Origin of the sequence: Pantoea sp. Cy-639, from assembly GCF_011752525.1 — a bacterium.
GTDB lineage: Bacteria > Pseudomonadota > Gammaproteobacteria > Pseudomonadales > Pseudomonadaceae > Aquipseudomonas.
This window is the reverse complement of sequence record NZ_VWXI01000016.1, coordinates 102,444-119,372: the sequence shown is the minus strand read 5'-3', so window position 1 is coordinate 119,372 and position 16,929 is coordinate 102,444. Positions and strand designations below refer to the sequence as shown.

At 65.6% G+C, this 16,929-nt stretch carries 14 protein-coding genes and 1 riboswitch; of the genes, 12 read left to right on the top strand and 2 right to left on the bottom strand.

The window, feature by feature from the left end:
- Positions 1-84 precede the first annotated feature (84 nt).
- Positions 85-975: a LysR family transcriptional regulator gene (locus F3J43_RS19000; protein ID WP_166890230.1), complete on the top strand. Its 891-nt coding sequence runs from the start codon at positions 85-87 to the stop codon at positions 973-975.
- 52 nt (positions 976-1,027) lie between these two features.
- A complete protein-coding gene (waaA, locus tag F3J43_RS18995; RefSeq protein WP_166890227.1) occupies positions 1,028-2,299 on the top strand; it encodes a lipid IV(A) 3-deoxy-D-manno-octulosonic acid transferase in 1,272 nt (423 codons plus the stop codon).
- A gap of 119 nt (positions 2,300-2,418) precedes the next feature.
- Here the strand turns inward: waaA and F3J43_RS18990 are convergent, their stop codons facing one another.
- Positions 2,419-3,855, bottom strand: a complete 1,437-nt coding sequence (locus F3J43_RS18990) for a TolC family outer membrane protein (protein WP_166890224.1) — start codon at positions 3,853-3,855, stop codon at positions 2,419-2,421.
- Between the two features lie 161 nt (positions 3,856-4,016).
- Positions 4,017-4,123, top strand: a riboswitch (TPP riboswitch).
- 154 nt (positions 4,124-4,277) lie between these two features.
- Here F3J43_RS18990 and thiC point away from each other — a divergent pair.
- Both thiC and cytX read left to right on the top strand, forming a co-directional pair.
- Positions 4,278-6,158 carry a phosphomethylpyrimidine synthase ThiC gene (thiC, locus tag F3J43_RS18985; RefSeq protein ID WP_166890220.1) on the top strand — a complete coding sequence of 627 codons (1,881 nt, stop codon included), beginning with the start codon at positions 4,278-4,280 and terminating at the stop codon, positions 6,156-6,158.
- Between the two features lie 80 nt (positions 6,159-6,238).
- Complete coding sequence (cytX, locus tag F3J43_RS18980) at positions 6,239-7,522, top strand: putative hydroxymethylpyrimidine transporter CytX (protein WP_166890217.1); 1,284 nt, start codon at positions 6,239-6,241, stop codon at positions 7,520-7,522.
- Here cytX and F3J43_RS18975 read toward each other — a convergent pair.
- A complete protein-coding gene (locus F3J43_RS18975) occupies positions 7,491-8,237 on the bottom strand; it encodes an RsiV family protein (RefSeq protein ID WP_166890215.1) in 747 nt (248 codons plus the stop codon). The two genes, cytX and F3J43_RS18975, sit on opposite strands and share 32 nt — an antisense overlap.
- A 185-nt stretch (positions 8,238-8,422) precedes the next feature.
- Between F3J43_RS18975 and F3J43_RS18970 the strand changes: the two genes are divergently transcribed.
- From F3J43_RS18970 to parC, 8 genes are all read left to right on the top strand, one after another.
- Positions 8,423-9,040 carry an NUDIX domain-containing protein gene (locus F3J43_RS18970; RefSeq protein WP_166890213.1) on the top strand — a complete coding sequence of 206 codons (618 nt, stop codon included), beginning with the start codon at positions 8,423-8,425 and terminating at the stop codon, positions 9,038-9,040.
- The gene (locus F3J43_RS18965; protein ID WP_353618253.1) at positions 9,037-9,483 is read left to right on the top strand and encodes a DUF1249 domain-containing protein; all 447 of its coding nucleotides are present in this window, start codon (positions 9,037-9,039) and stop codon (positions 9,481-9,483) included. The genes F3J43_RS18970 and F3J43_RS18965 overlap by 4 nt, the downstream gene beginning before the upstream one ends.
- An 85-nt stretch (positions 9,484-9,568) precedes the next feature.
- Complete coding sequence (cpdA, locus tag F3J43_RS18960; RefSeq protein WP_166890208.1) at positions 9,569-10,372, top strand: 3',5'-cyclic-AMP phosphodiesterase; 804 nt, start codon at positions 9,569-9,571, stop codon at positions 10,370-10,372.
- A 138-nt stretch (positions 10,373-10,510) separates the two neighbouring features.
- Complete coding sequence (locus F3J43_RS18955) at positions 10,511-11,119, top strand: YqiA/YcfP family alpha/beta fold hydrolase (RefSeq protein ID WP_166890206.1); 609 nt, start codon at positions 10,511-10,513, stop codon at positions 11,117-11,119.
- Positions 11,120-11,153: 34 nt separating this feature from the next.
- Positions 11,154-13,058 carry a DNA topoisomerase IV subunit B gene (parE, locus tag F3J43_RS18950; protein WP_166890204.1) on the top strand — a complete coding sequence of 635 codons (1,905 nt, stop codon included), beginning with the start codon at positions 11,154-11,156 and terminating at the stop codon, positions 13,056-13,058.
- Positions 13,058-14,041, top strand: coding sequence for an esterase-like activity of phytase family protein (locus tag F3J43_RS18945; protein ID WP_205297973.1), 984 nt, complete (start codon positions 13,058-13,060; stop codon positions 14,039-14,041). The genes parE and F3J43_RS18945 overlap by 1 nt, the downstream gene beginning before the upstream one ends.
- Positions 14,038-14,556 (top strand): retropepsin-like aspartic protease family protein, encoded by a 519-nt coding sequence (locus tag F3J43_RS18940; RefSeq protein ID WP_166890199.1) that lies wholly within the window; start codon positions 14,038-14,040, stop codon positions 14,554-14,556. Before F3J43_RS18945 ends, F3J43_RS18940 begins: the two co-directional genes overlap by 4 nt.
- Before the next feature lie 10 nt (positions 14,557-14,566).
- Complete coding sequence (parC, locus tag F3J43_RS18935; RefSeq protein ID WP_166890196.1) at positions 14,567-16,825, top strand: DNA topoisomerase IV subunit A; 2,259 nt, start codon at positions 14,567-14,569, stop codon at positions 16,823-16,825.
- The last annotated feature ends 104 nt before the right edge of the window (positions 16,826-16,929 follow it).

The window sequence follows — 16,929 nt, the reverse complement described above, 5'->3', positions numbered from 1 at the left end:
GGGTTCTCCGTTGCTGGTCGGGCATTCTAGGGGATCCCTGGATGCGGTAAAGTCATTTCCTATCTGTATTGGAGATAGGTTGTCATGCCCGAGCAGTGGAATCTGGAGCAGCTTCGTCTATTCGTACGCACCGCCGAGCTGCGTTCGTTCTCGGCCGTGGCCCGCGAGCAGCGCAAGGCGCAGTCGGCAGTGAGCAACGCCATCGCGCTGCTCGAGACGGACCTGGGCGTGACCCTGTTCGAGCGTAGCAGCGGCCGCCAGCCGCGTCTGACCGAGAGTGGCGCCACGCTGCTGGAGGATGCCCGCGAACTGTTGCGCCAGTGCGAGCGCCTGGACGGTCGCGCGCTCGCCCTGATGCGCGGACAGGAGCCGTTGCTGCGAGTGGCCCAGGACGAGGCCATGCCTTACCAGCCGGTGATCGACAGCCTCGACGAACTGGCCGCGCGCTATCCCTACCTCGAAGTGCAACTGGCCAGCGGTGCCCAGGGCGACGTGGCGCGCAAACTGCTGGAGCGGCGCGCCGACCTGGGTCTGTTCTTTCATCACGAGAGCATTCCCGCTTCGCTCGAGCGGCGCGCCCTGGGCAGTGTCGAGATGGTCACCGTGTGCGCCATCGACCACCCGCTGGCGCGTCTGGCCAAGGTCAGCCGCCAGCAACTGGCACGCCACCGCCAGTTGCTGATCACCCCGCAGCAGAGCGGTTATCCAGGAGGCGAGGCGATCAGTCCGCAAGTCTGGCGCGCCGACAGCTTCTACGCCATGGCCGAACTGCTGATGCGGGGGCTGGGCTGGGCCTGGCTGCCTCGGCACGTGGTGCAGTACCCGACCTATCAGGCGCAGATGGTCGAGCTCGACAGCGAATGGCGCCCGCCTGCGTTGGTCGCGGAGCTGGCCTGGCGGCGCGATGCGCCACTGGGGCCGGCCGCGCAGTGGCTGGCCGAACGTTTCGCCGTGCACCTGCGGGCGATCGGTTGAAGGCTGACCCGGCGCAGGCCTTTTGCGCCGCTTCCTAGTAAACTCCGCCGCCATGAACAGAACTCTCTATACCCTGTTGTTTCACCTGGGCCTGCCGCTGGTCGCGCTACGCCTGTTCCTGCGTGGGCGCAAGGCGCCGGCCTATCGCCAGCGCATCGCCGAGCGCTTCGCCTGCGGGTTGCCGCCGATGCGCCAGGGCGGTATCTGGGTGCACGCGGTGTCGGTGGGTGAAAGCATTGCTGCCGCGCCGATGGTGCGGGCCTTGCTCAAGCAGTATCCAGACTTGCCGATCACGCTCACCTGCATGACCCCGACCGGCTCGGAACGTATCCGCGCGATGTTCGGCGACGAGCCGCGGGTGCAGCACTGCTACCTGCCCTATGACCTGCCGTGGGCGGCAGGGCGCTTCCTCGACCATGTGCGGCCGCAGTTGGGCATCATCATGGAAACCGAGTTGTGGCCCAACCATATCCACCAGTGCGCCAAGCGCGGCATCCCGGTGGCACTGGCCAATGCGCGGTTGTCCGCGCGCTCGGCGCGTGGCTACGCACGGTTTGCCGGGCTGACTCGGCCGATGCTGGCCGAGATGAGCCTGATCGCCGTGCAGACCGAAACCGAGGGCCAGCGTTTTCGCGACCTTGGCGCGCGCCCTGGGTGCGTGCAGGTGACCGGTTCGATCAAGTTCGACCTGAAGATCGACGACCAGTTGCTGCCCCGTGCCCGGGCCCTGCGCGAGCAGTGGAACGCCGTGCAGCGGCCGCTCTGGATCGCGGCCAGTACCCATGAAGGCGAGGACGCGCTGATCCTCGCGGCGCATCGCGAGCTGCTCAAGGTGCACAGCGATGCGCTGTTGATCCTGGTACCGCGCCACCCCGAGCGGTTCAATGCCGTGTACGGGTTGTGCGCCGAGCAGTTCGCCACGGTTCGTCGTTCTGGCGGTACCGCGGTCGAGGCTGCAACCCAGGTGTTGCTGGGTGACACCATGGGTGAATTGCTGTTCCTGTATGCCCTGGCCGACATCGCCTTCGTCGGTGGCAGCCTGCTGCCCACCGGCGGGCATAACCCGCTGGAGCCCGCGGCGCTGGCGCTGCCGGTGATCATGGGGCCGCATGTGTTCAACTTCCTCGAGATCAGCGCGATGTTGCGCGAGGCCGGGGCGTTGCAGCAGGTGGACGATGCCGAGGGCCTGGCCGGCGCGGTCCGGCGCCTGATCGAGCTGCCGCAGGATGCGCGGCGCATGGGCGAGGCGGGCAGGGCGGTGATGCAGGCCAACCAGGGGGCGTTGCAGCGCTTGCTGGATGGGTTGGGGCGATTTCTGGGCTGATGATGATCCTGCAGGTGCTCGTGGCAGTGGGCTTGCCCCGCGATAGCGTCCGACCAGACAGCATCACTGCCTGATCGGGCCCTGTCGCGGGGCCCGCTCCTACAGGTGGTGCATCGTCTTCACGGCCGGCGTTCGAAGTTCTTTGCCGCCGCGGCCGCCAGGTCAGGTGGCAGGAAGTCCTTGTCCGGGTTGTAGTCGGATTTCAGGTAGCGGCCAAGGTCCTGCAGGTCCTGGGGGCTCAGGGTGCCGGCCGCCTGCTTCAGGCGCAGGTTGTCGAGGATGTAGTCGTAGCGGCTGTTGTTGTAGTCGCGCACCGAGGTGTAGAGCTGGCGCTGGGCGTCGAGCACGTCGACGATGTTGCGGGTACCGACCTGGTAGCCGATCTCGGTGGCTTCCAGCGCGCTCTGGTTGGAGATGATCGACTGCTTGCGCGCCTGTACCTGCTCGACATCGGTGTTCACCGCGCGGTGCAGGTTGCGGGTGTTCTCCACTACCTGGCGGCGCAGGCTCTCGCGCTGCTGCTCGCTCTGGGTCAGGCGCGAATAGGCTTCGCGTACCTGCGAACTGGTCAGCCCGCCGCTGTAGATCGGGATGTTCAGTTGCAGGCCGACACTGGTCTGCGCCACGTCGTTGCCATAGTGCACGTTCGGCAGCGCTGCCGAGTTCGAGAAGCCCAGGTTGTCGTTGTCGCCCTTCTGGTACTTGGCCACTGCATCGAGGGTCGGGGCATGGCCGGCCTTGCGCTGGCGCACGGTCTCCTCGGCGGCGGCGACGGCGTGGTTGGTGGCCAGCAGGTTGAGGTTCTGCCGCCCGGCAGTCTCGACCCAGGCCTTGGCGTCGTTGGGCGTCGGTACCTGGACCGGCAGGGTATGGACCACGCCCTGGATCGCGGTGTACTGGCGGTTGGTCAGGGTGATCAAGGCCTCGAAGGCATCCTGCACCTGGCGCTCGGCGATGATCCGGTTGGCGCGTGCGGTGTCGTAGCTGGCCTGGGACTGCAGCACGTCGGTCTTGTCCGAGAGGCCGACATCGAAGCGTTCGTTCGACTGGTCCAGCTGGCGCTTGAACGCCGCCTCCTCGGCTTTGGTGGAGGCCAGGTTGTCCTGGGCGCGCAACACGGCGAAGTAGTTCTCGGCGGTCTGCAGGATCAGGTTCTGCTCGGTGGCCGACAGCTCCAGCGCAGCCTGCTCGTTGACCGCTTCGGCTGCCTGCAACTGGAACCAGCGGTCGGCGCGGAAGATCGGCTGGGCCAGGGTGGCGCTCCAGGAATTGCCGCTGCGGCTGGAGGTGGCGGAGGGTTCGTCGAACTTGGTGCGGGTGTTCATCATTTCGGCACCGGCCGACAGGTTCGGCAACAGGCCGGCGCGGGCCTGGGGCACCACTTCGCGACGGGCGCCGTAGTCGGCGCGTGCGGCAGCCAGGTCGGCGTTGTTGTCGACCGCTTCCTGGTAGACGCTGACCAGGTCGGTTTTCACCGTCGTGGGCGTGTCCACCGCCCACGCCACTCCGTTGGACGCACAAGACACGGCAATCGCCAGTGAGAGTTTGCGCAGCATAGGGCAATCCTTGATCAAATTTTATTTACTGTACTGTCGGGTATCGAGCGATGGGCCAGTGTAGTGTCGCACGTCCCCGGCAACAATCCGCCGCTTGTGCCATTTGTCACGCCTGGATTCACGCCGCTTGGCTTTGCCGACCCGTCCAGTCTAGACTGCGCATGTTCTTGTCGGGGTGCCTTGAAGCAAAGGCTGAGATCGCAGAGGTGCGGATCCCGTTGAACCTGATCAGGTTAGCGCCTGCGTAGGGAACAAGATTGCTCTCACTTCCCGGGAGCCTCTTGTGCCAGGTCCGGGATCGCCACGGCTGCTTGCAGCCCAAGGCACCCCATGTCCGGCACTGCACGCGTCACGCGTGCTTCCATGCCTTTTCAGGTTCACCCCGACATTCCACCGCCTGGAAGCTGTCTGGAGAGCCTGTGATGAGCAAACAAGAAAAAACGACCCACCTCAGCGAGTCGGCGCAAGTCGATCAGCAGTCCGTGCAACCCTTGCCCAATTCGCGCAAGGTCTATGTCCAGGGCTCGCGCCCCGACATTCGCGTGCCCATGCGCGAGATCAGCCTGCACGACACGCCCACCGACTTCGGCGGCGAGCAGAACGCCCCGGTGCTGGTCTATGACACCTCTGGCCCGTATACCGACCCCAATGTCATCATCGACGTGCGCAAGGGCCTGGGCGATGTACGCTCGGCGTGGATCGACGCCCGCGGCGACACCGAGCGCCTCGAAGGCCTGAGCTCGAATTTCGGCCAGCAGCGGCTGAACGACGCCGAGCTGACCAAGCTGCGCTTCGCCCACGTGCGCAATCCGCGCCGGGCCAAGGCCGGCGCCAACGTCACGCAGATGCACTATGCCCGTCAGGGCATCATCACCGCCGAGATGGAATACGTCGCCATCCGCGAGAACATGAAGCTGCAGGAAGCCCGCGCCGCCGGCCTGCTCGACCAGCAGCACGCCGGCCATAGCTTCGGCGCCAGCATTCCGAAAGAGATCACTGCCGAGTTCGTCCGCGAAGAGATCGCCCGTGGCCGCGCGATCATCCCGGCCAACATCAACCACACCGAGCTGGAGCCGATGATCATCGGCCGCAACTTCCTGGTGAAGATCAACGGCAACATCGGCAACAGCGCCCTGGGTTCCTCGATCGAGGAAGAAGTGGCCAAGCTGACCTGGGGCATCCGCTGGGGTTCCGACACGGTCATGGACCTGTCCACCGGCAAGCACATTCACGAGACCCGCGAGTGGATCATCCGCAACTCGCCGGTGCCGATCGGTACCGTGCCGATCTACCAGGCCCTGGAAAAGGTCGGCGGCGTCGCCGAGGACCTGACCTGGGAGCTGTTCCGCGACACCCTGATCGAACAGGCCGAGCAAGGCGTGGACTACTTCACCATCCACGCTGGCGTGCTGCTGCGCTACGTGCCGCTGACCGCCAAGCGCGTCACCGGCATCGTCAGTCGCGGCGGCTCGATCATGGCCAAATGGTGCCTGGCGCACCACAAAGAAAACTTCCTGTACACGCACTTCGACGAGATCTGCGAAATCATGAAGGCCTACGATGTCAGCTTCTCGCTGGGCGACGGCCTGCGCCCGGGCTCGATCGCCGACGCCAATGACGCCGCCCAGTTCGGTGAGCTGGAAACCCTCGGCGAGCTGACCAAGATCGCCTGGAAGCACGACGTGCAGTGCATGATCGAAGGCCCCGGCCATGTGCCGATGCAATTGATCAAGGAAAACATGGACAAGCAGCTGGAGTGCTGCGACGAAGCGCCGTTCTATACCCTCGGCCCGCTGACCACCGATATCGCCCCGGGCTACGACCACATCACGTCCGGTATCGGCGCGGCGATGATCGGCTGGTTCGGGTGCGCGATGCTCTGCTACGTCACGCCCAAGGAGCACCTCGGCCTGCCGAACAAGGACGACGTCAAGACCGGCATCATCACCTACAAGATCGCCGCGCACGCCGCCGACCTTGCCAAGGGCCACCCGGGCGCGCAGATCCGCGACAACGCGCTGTCCAAGGCGCGCTTCGAGTTCCGCTGGGAAGACCAGTTCAACCTGGGCCTGGACCCGGACACCGCACGGGCCTTCCATGACGAGACATTGCCGAAGGAGTCGGCCAAGGTCGCGCACTTCTGCTCGATGTGCGGGCCGAAGTTCTGCTCGATGAAGATCACCCAGGAAGTCCGCGAGTACGCCGCCAAGATCGACACCGTGGACGTGACGGTCGAGCAGGGCATGCGCGAGCAGGCCGAGCGGTTCCGCCAGGAAGGCAGCCAGCTGTACCAGAAAGTCTGATTCAGCAGGTGTGACACGTGGGCGCGGCGCACCGCCGCTCCCACGTTTGCCAACCCAATTCAGTCATCCGGCGAACAATCATGACAACACCCAGCCATTTCTCCCCTGACCATCCGGTCCCCAGCGAGCAGCGCCAGTTCGGCGCCCGCGACCTGTTCTCGCTGTGGTTCTCCCTCGGCATTGGCCTGATGGTCCTGCAGGTCGGCGGCCTGCTCGCCAACGGGCTGGGCCTGGCCGGATCGCTCCTGGCGATCATCCTCGGCACGGCCGTCGGCGTGCTGCTGCTGGCGGCGGCCGGGGTCGTCGGCAGTGACACCGGCCTGTCGGCCATGGCCACCCTGCGGCTGTCGCTGGGGCGTCACGGCGCCCGTCTGCCTGCGCTGCTGAACCTGTTGCAACTGATCGGCTGGGGGGCGTTCGAGATCATCGTCATGCGCGATGCCGCCAGCCTGCTGGGGGCACGGGCCTTCGGCGAGGGCAGCGGCTGGAGCAGCCCGTTGCTGTGGACCCTGTGCTTCGGCGCCCTGGCGACCTTGCTGGCTGTCAGCGGCCCGTTGGCGTTCGTGCGCAAGGTGTTGCGCAAATGGGGTATCTGGCTGCTGCTCGGCGCCTGCGCTTGGCTCACCTGGAACCTGTTCGCCAAGGTCGACCTGGCCGAGCTGTGGCGTCGCCCCGGGGATGGTTCGCTATCGCTGGCGCTGGGTTTCGACATCGTCATCGCCATGCCGCTGTCGTGGCTGCCGTTGATCGCCGACTACTCGCGTTTCGGCAAGCGCGCCAGCCGGGTGTTCGGTGGCACTGCAGCGGGGTTTTTCATCGGCAACGCCTGGCTGATGAGCCTGGGCGTGGCCTATACCCTGGCCTTCGCGCCCAGCGGCGAAGTGAACGCGTTGCTGTTGGCCTTGGCCGGCACGGGGTTGGGCATTGCGCTGTTGTTGATTCTGCTCGACGAGTCGGAGAACGCGTTTGCCGACATCCATTCGGCGGCGGTTTCCAGTGGCTTGCTGGTGCGTCTGAAAGTGGAGCACCTGGCGCTGGCGATCGGCGTGCTGTGCACGCTGATCGCCCTGCTGGCGCCACTGGCCCAGTACCAGAACTTCCTGTTGCTGATCGGTTCGGTGTTCGCGCCGTTGTTCGGCGTGGTGCTGGTGGACCACTTCGTGGTCCGTCGCCGTCGCGCGCCAGACCAGGTCGATGGCTTGCACGGGCAGGCGCTGCTGGCCTGGGGAGCGGGAGTGGCGGCCTATCACCTGATGGCCAACCTGGCGCCGGAGCTGGGGGCGACCCTGCCGGCACTGCTGCTGGCAGGGGGGCTGCACGGGCTGCTATCGATCAGCCGCGGCCGGGAAACAGCTCGGGCTTGATCACGCCGTTCAGGCGCGGGTAGGGGAGCTTCAGCTCGATGTGGCCCATGGAATAGGGCGCAATGGCATAGACCTCGTACTTGACCACCACCGCGCCGTAGGTCAGGGCGATGTGCGGCGACTTGCGGAACGGCCAGGTCCTGGCGAATTCCGGGTCCTTGTCCAGGCCGTTGCTGATCAGCCAGGCGCGGTGGGACTCCTCGACGGTCTTCCAGAAGGTGTCCTCCTGGCCAGGTAGCAGCATGTCCTCGAGGGTTAGCACCTTGTCCAGCTTGCGCGAGTAGTTGATGAAGGCACGCCCCGGCATGCCGTGGGCGCCGCCGCTCTCCAGGTAGCTGGAGAGCTCGACGATCACCAGGCCGTCATGCTGCTCGCGTACCTTGGCTTGCAGGTAGCTGCTGTTGCGCTTGTCGGCGTGGGCCAGGAACTGCTGTTCGTAGGCCTGCAGCGAGGCTGGCGGGGTACCGCGCTGGTTGTCCTCGGTCAGTTGCAGCAGGCGCTTCTCGACGATGGCATCGAGTTTCGGCAGGGCCGGGAAGTGCACGGTGTCGATGTTCACCAGCGGGCAGTCGCTTTCGCTGCAGCCGGGTTTGACGTGCTCCCAGGCCTCGCGCTTGACCTCGAGCGGGGTCCGGTAATTTGGCGTGAACAGGCTCTGGCAGGCGCCGAGCGCCAGGGCCAGAACGGCCACGCAAGTCAGTTTTACAAGCCTCATGTCGATCCTTGCACAGCAGTGTTGGTCGGCCTTGGACCGCCTGCGCGGCCTTCGGTTCGCCACTAAGCTAACAGAGAGCGTCGCGCCTGTCCCGACTGCCTGAACGGTCGCCGGAAAGGGGTGAAACCACGCGACACGCAGAGTAGGATTGCGCGATGCGGTAAACGAGGTATCAAGGAGTTTGCATGACGGACACGTTGAACAAAGTGCCCACCCAGATCGAGATCATCCGACGCGAGCAGCTGTTCAAGGGCTTCTACAAGCTCGACAGGCTCCATCTGCGCCATGAGCTGTTCGCCGGGGGCATGAGCCGTGAATTCACCCGGGAGCTGTTCGTGCGCCATGACGCGGTCTGCGTGCTGCCCTACGATCCGCAGCGCGACGAGGTGGTGCTGATCGAGCAGTTCCGCGCCGGCGCCATGGGCAAGATCGACAACCCGTGGCTGATCGAGATGGTCGCCGGCCTGATCGACAAGGCCGAGGTGCCGGAGGAAGTGGCCCACCGCGAAGCCGAGGAAGAGGCCGGGCTCAGCTTCAAGGCCCTGTGGCCGATGACCAAGTATTTCCCCTCGCCCGGCGGCAGTGACGAGTATGTGCACCTGTACCTCGGCCACTGCAGCAGCGAGGGGGCCGGCGGCCTGCATGGCCTGGAGTCGGAGGGCGAGGACATCCGCGTGCGCGTGTGGTCGTTCGAGGATGCCCTGCAGGCGGTGCGCGACGGGCGCGTCTGCAACGCGGCGACCATTATCGGCCTGCAATGGCTGGCGCTGAACCGTGAAGAAGTCCGAGGTATGTGGAAGTGAACCTGCTGCGCGAGCGCTACCGGGTCGACCTGGTCGGGTTGCAGAGTGCCTGCGAGGCCAACTACGCCCGGCTGATGCGCCTGCTGCCGGACATGCGCACCACGCAGAGCTCGCGGCGTATCGGCATGACCCAGGGCGACCAGATGCTTGGCGTGCTGGTGCTGGACGTGCTGCTGGCCTGCCCGTACACCACCACCTTGCGGGTGCGCCAGGAGCACAGCCTGCCCTGGTTGCCGGTGCCGGCGCTCGAGGTGCAGGTCTATCACGACGCGCGGATGGCCGAGGTAGTCAGCGCCGAGCACACCCGGCGCCTGCGCAGCATCTATGCATACCCCAACGAGGCAATGCACCAGCCCGACGAGAAGGCCCAGCTCAACCTGTTCCTCGGTGAGTGGCTGAGCCACTGCCTGGCCTGTGGCCACGAACTGGAAACCGCACGCTGAATTGTGATGGGTGTCGGTTTCGAGTATTTGCTCGAAACCGTTCACCGGCCATAATCCGTGCAGAATCCGCTCGAGGAGACGGCCGTTGCCGCAGCCACCCAATCCCCAGTCACCTGTCCACGTGGTGCAATTGACCGATGCCCACCTGTTCGCCGACCCGGCGGGCACCCTGTTGGGCCTGAACACCCGTGAAAGCCTCGGGCACGTGATCGCCCAGGTCCGTCGCGAGCAGCCGCGCGTCGATCTGTTGTTGTGCACCGGTGATCTCTCGCAAGATGCCAGCGCTGCTTCCTATGAGGCCTTCCGCGGTCTGGCCAAGGCCGTCGGCGCGCCGATGCGCTGGTTGCCGGGTAATCATGATGAAGCCCAGGTCATGGCCGAAGTGGCGCCTGAACTGGTGCAGACGGTGACCGATATCGGCGCGTGGCGCATCGTCATGCTCGACTCGGCGGTGCTCGGTGCGACCTTCGGGCTGCTCGACGATGCCCAGCTGGAAGGGCTGGACGCGGCCCTGGCCAGTGCCGGGGAGCGTCACTGCCTGCTGTGCTGCCACCACCAACCGGTGGATATCGGTTGTGCCTGGATGGCGCCGATCGGACTGCGCAATGCCGATGAACTGTGGCGGCGCCTGCGCAGTTATCCACAGGTGAAGGCGCTGCTGTGGGGGCACATCCACCAGGAATGGGACGAAGTGCGCGATGGCGTCCGTTTGCTCGCCACGCCGTCGACCTGTATCCAGTTCGCGCCGCGCAGCGAAGACTTCAAGGTGAGCGAGGAACAGCCGGGCTATCGCTGGCTGCGGCTGTATGCCGACGGACGGTTGGAGACCGGGGTCGAGCGGGCGCGGGATTACGTGGTGAGGCTGGATTTCGACAGTCCCGGTTACTGAGCGGGCCAGTAGTGAGATGCGCAAGCCCGCTGCCACGATGAATGCAGTCTTCCTTGAAGATTTTGTTGCGAAAATCCCCGGGCTGCGCCAATGCCCCGCGAACAGGCTACACTGCGCGTCTTTGCGTCCGGGGGCGGCATGTCGGGTTCCATCCTTTATATACACGGCTTCAACAGCTCGCCGCTGTCGAAGAAGGCGCGCCAGCTCGAGGCGCTGATGCAGCAACTCGGCCTCGCCGAGCAGTTGCGTATTCCGGCCTTGCACCATCATCCACGCCAGGCCATTGCCCAGCTGGAGGCGGCGATCGCCGAGCTGGGCGCCCCCTTGCTGGTCGGCAGCTCCCTTGGCGGCTACTATGCCACCCACCTGGCCGAGCGCCACGGGCTGAAGGCCCTGTTGATCAACCCGGCGGTTGCCCCGCATCGGATGTTCGACGGCTATCTCGGCACCCAGCGCAACCTCTATACCGACGAGGCCTGGGAGTTGACCCACGACCATGTGGATGCCCTGGCCGCGCTGGAAGTGCCGCCGCCGCAGGACGCCGCCCGCTATCAAGTGTGGTTGCAGACCGCCGATGAAACGCTGGACTATCGCCTTGCCGAGCGCTATTACCGAGCCTGCGCCCTGCGCATCCAGGCTGGCGGCGATCACAGCTACCAAGGCTTCGCCGGACAGCTTCCGGCCTTGCTGGCCTTCGCCGGTATTGCCCGCGGGCAGTATGCGGCGCTGGATTTTTCGCTATTTTGATTTTTTGCATTCACCAGACTGACGACGAGACCCCATGGCCATTCCCAGCGCTAGCGCCTATAACGCAGACGCCATCGAAGTCCTCTCGGGCCTTGACCCGGTCCGCAAGCGACCGGGCATGTATACCGACACCAGCCGGCCGAACCACCTGGCCCAGGAAGTCATCGACAACAGTGTCGACGAAGCCCTGGCCGGTCACGCCCGCTCGGTGCAGGTCATCCTGCACGCCGACCACTCGCTGGAAGTCAGCGACGACGGTCGCGGCATGCCGGTGGACATCCACCCCGAAGAAGGCGTGTCCGGTGTCGAACTGATCCTCACCAAGCTGCACGCCGGCGGCAAGTTCTCCAACAAGAACTACCAGTTCTCCGGCGGCTTGCACGGTGTCGGCATCTCGGTGGTCAACGCCCTGTCGAGCCAGGTCCGCGTGCGGGTCAAGCGCGACGGCAACGAGTACCAGATGACCTTCGCCGACGGCTTCAAGGCCAGCGAGCTGGAGGTGGTCGGCACGGTCGGCAAGCGCAACACCGGCACCAGCGTGTACTTCAGCCCCGATCCGAAGTACTTCGATTCGCCGAAGTTCTCCATCAGCCGCCTCAAGCACGTGCTCAAGGCCAAGGCCGTGCTGTGCCCGGGGCTGTCGATCAGCTTCGAGGACAAAGGCACCGGCGAGAAGGTCGAGTGGCACTACGAGGACGGCCTGCGCTCCTACCTGGTCGACTCGGTCAGCGAGTTCCAGCGCCTGCCCGACGAGCCCTTCTGCGGCAGCCTGGCTGGCAACAAGGAAGCCGTGGACTGGGCACTGCTGTGGTTGCCCGAGGGCGGTGACAGTATCCAGGAAAGCTACGTCAACCTGATTCCCACCGCCCAGGGCGGTACCCACGTCAACGGCCTGCGCCAGGGCCTGCTGGATGCGATGCGCGAGTTCTGCGAGTTCCGCAACCTGCTGCCGCGTGGCGTCAAGCTGGCCCCCGAGGACGTCTGGGAACGCATCTGCTTCGTGCTGTCGATGAAGATGCAGGAGCCGCAGTTCTCCGGGCAGACCAAGGAGCGCCTGTCGTCCCGCGAGGCGGCGGCGTTCGTTTCCGGCGTGGTCAAGGATGCGTTCAGCCTGTGGCTCAACGCCCATCCCGAGCTGGGCATGCAGCTGGCCGAACTGGCCATCAGCAACGCCGGTCGTCGTCTCAAGGCGAGCAAGAAGGTCGAGCGCAAGCGCATCACCCAGGGGCCGGCGCTGCCTGGCAAACTGGCCGATTGCGCTGGCCAGGACCCGATGCGTGCCGAGCTGTTCCTGGTCGAGGGTGATTCGGCCGGTGGCTCGGCCAAGCAGGCGCGGGACAAGGAATACCAGGCGATCCTGCCGCTGCGCGGCAAGATCCTCAACACCTGGGAGGTCGATGGCGGCGAAGTCCTGGCCAGCCAGGAGGTGCACAACATCGCCGTGGCCATCGGCGTCGACCCGGGCGCGACCGACCTCAGCCAGTTGCGCTACGGCAAGGTCTGCATCCTCGCCGACGCCGACTCCGACGGCCTGCACATCGCGACCTTGCTGTGCGCGCTGTTCGTCCAGCACTTCCGCCCGCTGGTGGAGGCCGGTCACGTCTATGTGGCCATGCCGCCGCTGTACCGCATCGACCTGGGCAAGGAAATCTACTATGCCCTGGATGAAGCCGAGCGCGATGGCATCCTCGATCGCCTGGTCGCCGAGAAGAAGCGCGGCAAGCCGCAAGTCACCCGATTCAAGGGCCTGGGCGAGATGAACCCGCCGCAGTTGCGCGAGACCACCATGGACCCGAACACCCGGCGCCTGGTCCAGCTCACCCTGGACGATGTGCAGGGCACCACCGAGATCATGGACATGCTGCTGGCCAAGAAGCGCGCCGGTGACCGCAAGAGCTGGCTGGAGACCAAGGGCAACCTGGCCGAGGTCCTGGTTTGATGCGTCTGTTCCTGGCCACCTGCCTGGCGTTGTTCGCCCTGCAGGCCCAGGCGGACGATTGGCCGCAACTCACGCTCACCGCCGAACACGCGGTCGAGGGCATGCGTGGCGGCAACCTGTCGGGGCTGGCCTGGTGCCGTGGCGCGCTGTGGGCGGTGTCCGACCGTGACGACGAGCGGATCTACCGTCTCGACCAGGATGCCGCTACCTGGCGCGCCCAGCCGTTGAGTTTCACCGCGCCTGCCGTGCCGGACAGTGGTTTGCCGCTAGGCTTGAAGTCGCGCAACTGGGCGGCTTCGTACATCCGTGGCGGTGCCCTGGACTTCGAGGGCATCACCTGTGACCAGGCAGGCAACTTCTATGTGGTCAGCGAGGCACACGCCGCCGTGCTGCAACTGCCTGTCGAAGGTGAGCCGGACTGGTTGAAAATTGATCAGGCCATGGTGCGCCAGGCCCGGGCCAGCGGCATGCTGCTGCATTTCAACGCGCTGTTCGAAGGGCTGGCGATCAATCCGGCGGGAGACCGTCTGTGGCTGGCCGCCGAACGTGAGCGCCGTGGCCTGCTGTCGGTACAGCGGCAACAGTCGGTCTGGGCCTGCGGGCGCAGCTGTGTGCTGTTCAGCGAGGCCGGCCTCGAGATGCAGCCGGCGCAGTTCCCCGGTGCCCGCGCCGTATCCCGGGACTTTGCCGACCTGGCCTGGTTCGAGGGCAAGCTGTTCACCCTCGAACGCAACGCCTACCGCCTGTGCCGGCGTGACGCCGACAGTGGCGAGGTCGAGCGCTGCTGGTCGTTCGCCGCCGAGGCGCTGACCGACACGCGTCGCTACGACCAGCCCTACGGCCTGGCCGAAGCGCTGGTGGTCGACAAGGACGGTGCCTGGATTGGCCTGGACAACAACGATCGCCCTCGCGCCGACGGTGAGGTTCGGCCGATCGTCTGGCGCTTCGCCGCGCCGCAGGGCGGCTGGAGCGCCAAGCCATGAGCCAGCCACCCGGCAAGCGTGCGGGCAAGGTGCTGATGATCGTCGCCTGGGCGGCGGCGATGTTCCTTGCCACGCGCTTCTTCGGCCAGTGGGAGGCGCGTCAGCAGAACCCCAATGGCGTGGTGCAGAGCACCCAGGGCGATGGCTACATCGAGGTACGTCTGCTCAGCAATGGCCAGGGCCATTTCGTCGCCGACGGCTCGATCAACGGCCGGGTGGTGCATTTCATGCTCGACACCGGCGCCACCGATGTGGCGATTCCCGAGGCGCTGGCGCGTGACCTGGACCTCGAGCGCGGTGCGCCCGTCACCCTCAGCACCGCCAATGGCCGTACCGAAGGCTATCGCACGCGGCTGGACAGCCTGTTGCTGGGCGACATCCACCTGCGCAACGTGCGTGCGCTGGTGGTGCCCGGCCTGGATGGCGAGGCCGTGCTGCTGGGCATGAGTGCCCTGAAACAACTTGAATTTACCCAGCGTGGCGGCACCTTGTCGCTGCGCCAGAACCTGAAATGACGAGGCCCGCATGAGCGACTCACTCGAACTCAGTCTCGACGGCGTCGAACGCCGTTCCCTGGCTGACTTCACCGAACAGGCCTACCTCAACTACTCCATGTACGTGATCATGGACCGCGCGCTGCCGCACATCGGTGACGGCCTCAAGCCGGTCCAGCGACGCATCGTCTATGCCATGAGCGAGTTGGGGCTCGATGCCGATTCCAAGCACAAGAAGTCGGCGCGTACCGTCGGCGACGTGCTCGGCAAGTTCCACCCCCACGGCGACTCGGCCTGCTACGAGGCCATGGTGCTGATGGCCCAGCCGTTCAGCTACCGCTACACCCTGGTCGATGGCCAGGGCAACTGGGGTGCGCCGGACGATCCGAAGTCGTTCGCCGCCATGCGTTATACCGAGGCGCGGCTGTCGCGCTATTCCGAAGTGCTGCTCGGCGAGCTCGGCCAGGGCACCGTGGACTGGGTACCGAACTTCGACGGCACCCTGCAGGAGCCGGCCGTACTGCCGGCGCGGCTGCCGAACATCCTGCTCAACGGCACCACCGGCATCGCCGTGGGCATGGCGACCGACGTGCCGCCGCACAACCTGCGGGAGGTGGCCAGCGCCTGCGTGCGCCTGCTCGACGAGCCCAAGGCTACCCTCGAGCAGTTGTGCGAACACATCCAGGGCCCGGACTATCCGACCGAAGCCGAGATCGTCACCCCGCGCGCCGACATCCTGAAGATGTACGAAAGCGGCAAGGGCTCGATCCGCATGCGCGCGGTCTACCGCATCGAGGATGGCGATATCATCGTCACCGCGCTGCCGCACCAGGTCTCCGGGGCCAAGGTGCTGGAGCAGATCGCCGCGCAGATGCAGGCCAAGAAGCTGCCGATGGTGGCTGACCTGCGCGACGAGTCGGACCACGAGAACCCCTGCCGCATCGTCATCATCCCGCGCTCCAACCGTGTCGATGCCGCCGAGCTGATGCAGCACCTGTTCGCTACCACCGACCTGGAGAGCACCTATCGGGTCAACGTCAACATCATCGGCCTCGATGGCCGTCCGCAGCTGAAGAGCCTGCGCGCGCTGCTGCTGGAGTGGCTGGAATACCGGATCGGTACCGTTCGCCGTCGCCTGCAGCATCGCCTGGACAAGGTCGAGAAGCGCCTGCACCTGTTGGAAGGCTTGCTGACGGCGTTCCTCAACCTGGATGAAGTGATCCACATCATCCGTACCGAGGAGCATCCCAAGCAGGCGCTGATCGCTCGCTTCGAGCTGAGCGAGATCCAGGCCGACTACATCCTCGAGACCCGCCTGCGCCAGCTGGCGCGCCTGGAAGAGATGAAGATCCGCGGCGAACAGGACGAGCTGCTCAAGGAACAGAAGCAACTGCTGGCGTTGCTGGGCAGCGACAGCAAGCTGCGCAAGCTGGTGCGCAGCGAGTTGATCAAGGATGCCGAGACCTACGGCGACGACCGTCGCTCGCCGATCGTCGAGCGCGCAGAGGCCAAGGCCCTGTCGGAAAACGAACTGATGCCGACCGAGCCCGTCACCGTGGTGCTGTCGGAGAAGGGCTGGGTGCGTTGCGCCAAGGGCCATGACATCGACGCCACTGGCCTTTCGTACAAGGCCGGCGATGGTTTCAAGGCTGCCGCGGCCGGACGCTCGAACCAATTTGCGGTACTGATCGACTCCACCGGGCGTAGCTACTCGCTGGCCGCCCACAGCCTGCCATCGGCCCGTGGCCAGGGTGAGCCGCTGACCGGTCGCCTGACCCCGCCACCGGGCGCCACCTTCGAGTGCGTGCTGCTGCCCGAAGACGACGCCCTGTACGTGGTGGCTTCCGATGCCGGCTACGGGTTCGTGGTCAAGGGTGAGGACCTGCAGGCCAAGAACAAGGCCGGCAAGGGGCTGCTCAGCCTGCCCAACGGTGCCAAGGTCATGACCCCACGACCGGTGACCGAGCGTGAGCAGGACTGGTTGGCTGCGGTGACCACCGAAGGTCGCCTGCTGGTGTTCAAGGTTGCCGACCTGCCGCAGCTGGGCAAGGGCAAGGGCAACAAGATCATTGGCGTACCCGGTGACCGGGTGGCCAGCCGTGAAGAGTTCGTCACCGACCTGGCAGTGATCAGCGAGGGCTCGACCCTTGTATTGCAGGCTGGCAAGCGTACGCTGTCTCTCAAGCCGGATGATCTCGAGCACTACAAGGGTGAGCGGGGGCGTCGTGGTAGCAAATTGCCACGTGGTTTCCAGCGGGTGGATGCACTGATGGTGGAAAGCCCAGCCTAGGTGTGCGAGATCTCTGAAGCGGCGCTTTCAGCGCCGTTTCAGGCGGAAATGCTGGAGTCGGGCCTTCATTTCGCGGATGATAGGCCCCTCGCGGCGCCGGCGTG

Excerpts from the sequence above, each read along its gene's own strand:
- F3J43_RS19000 (WP_166890230.1), top strand. The coding sequence starts at position 85 with ATGCCCGAGCAGTGGAATCTGGAGCAGCTTCGTCTATTCGTACGCACC.
- waaA (WP_166890227.1), top strand. The coding sequence starts at position 1,028 with ATGAACAGAACTCTCTATACCCTGTTGTTTCACCTGGGCCTGCCGCTG.
- F3J43_RS18990 (WP_166890224.1), bottom strand. The coding sequence starts at position 3,855 with ATGCTGCGCAAACTCTCACTGGCGATTGCCGTGTCTTGTGCGTCCAAC.
- thiC (WP_166890220.1), top strand. The coding sequence starts at position 4,278 with ATGAGCAAACAAGAAAAAACGACCCACCTCAGCGAGTCGGCGCAAGTC.
- cytX (WP_166890217.1), top strand. The coding sequence starts at position 6,239 with ATGACAACACCCAGCCATTTCTCCCCTGACCATCCGGTCCCCAGCGAG.
- F3J43_RS18975 (WP_166890215.1), bottom strand. The coding sequence starts at position 8,237 with ATGAGGCTTGTAAAACTGACTTGCGTGGCCGTTCTGGCCCTGGCGCTC.
- F3J43_RS18970 (WP_166890213.1), top strand. The coding sequence starts at position 8,423 with ATGACGGACACGTTGAACAAAGTGCCCACCCAGATCGAGATCATCCGA.
- F3J43_RS18955 (WP_166890206.1), top strand. The coding sequence starts at position 10,511 with ATGTCGGGTTCCATCCTTTATATACACGGCTTCAACAGCTCGCCGCTG.
- parE (WP_166890204.1), top strand. The coding sequence starts at position 11,154 with ATGGCCATTCCCAGCGCTAGCGCCTATAACGCAGACGCCATCGAAGTC.
- F3J43_RS18945 (WP_205297973.1), top strand. The coding sequence starts at position 13,058 with ATGCGTCTGTTCCTGGCCACCTGCCTGGCGTTGTTCGCCCTGCAGGCC.
- F3J43_RS18940 (WP_166890199.1), top strand. The coding sequence starts at position 14,038 with ATGAGCCAGCCACCCGGCAAGCGTGCGGGCAAGGTGCTGATGATCGTC.
- parC (WP_166890196.1), top strand. The coding sequence starts at position 14,567 with ATGAGCGACTCACTCGAACTCAGTCTCGACGGCGTCGAACGCCGTTCC.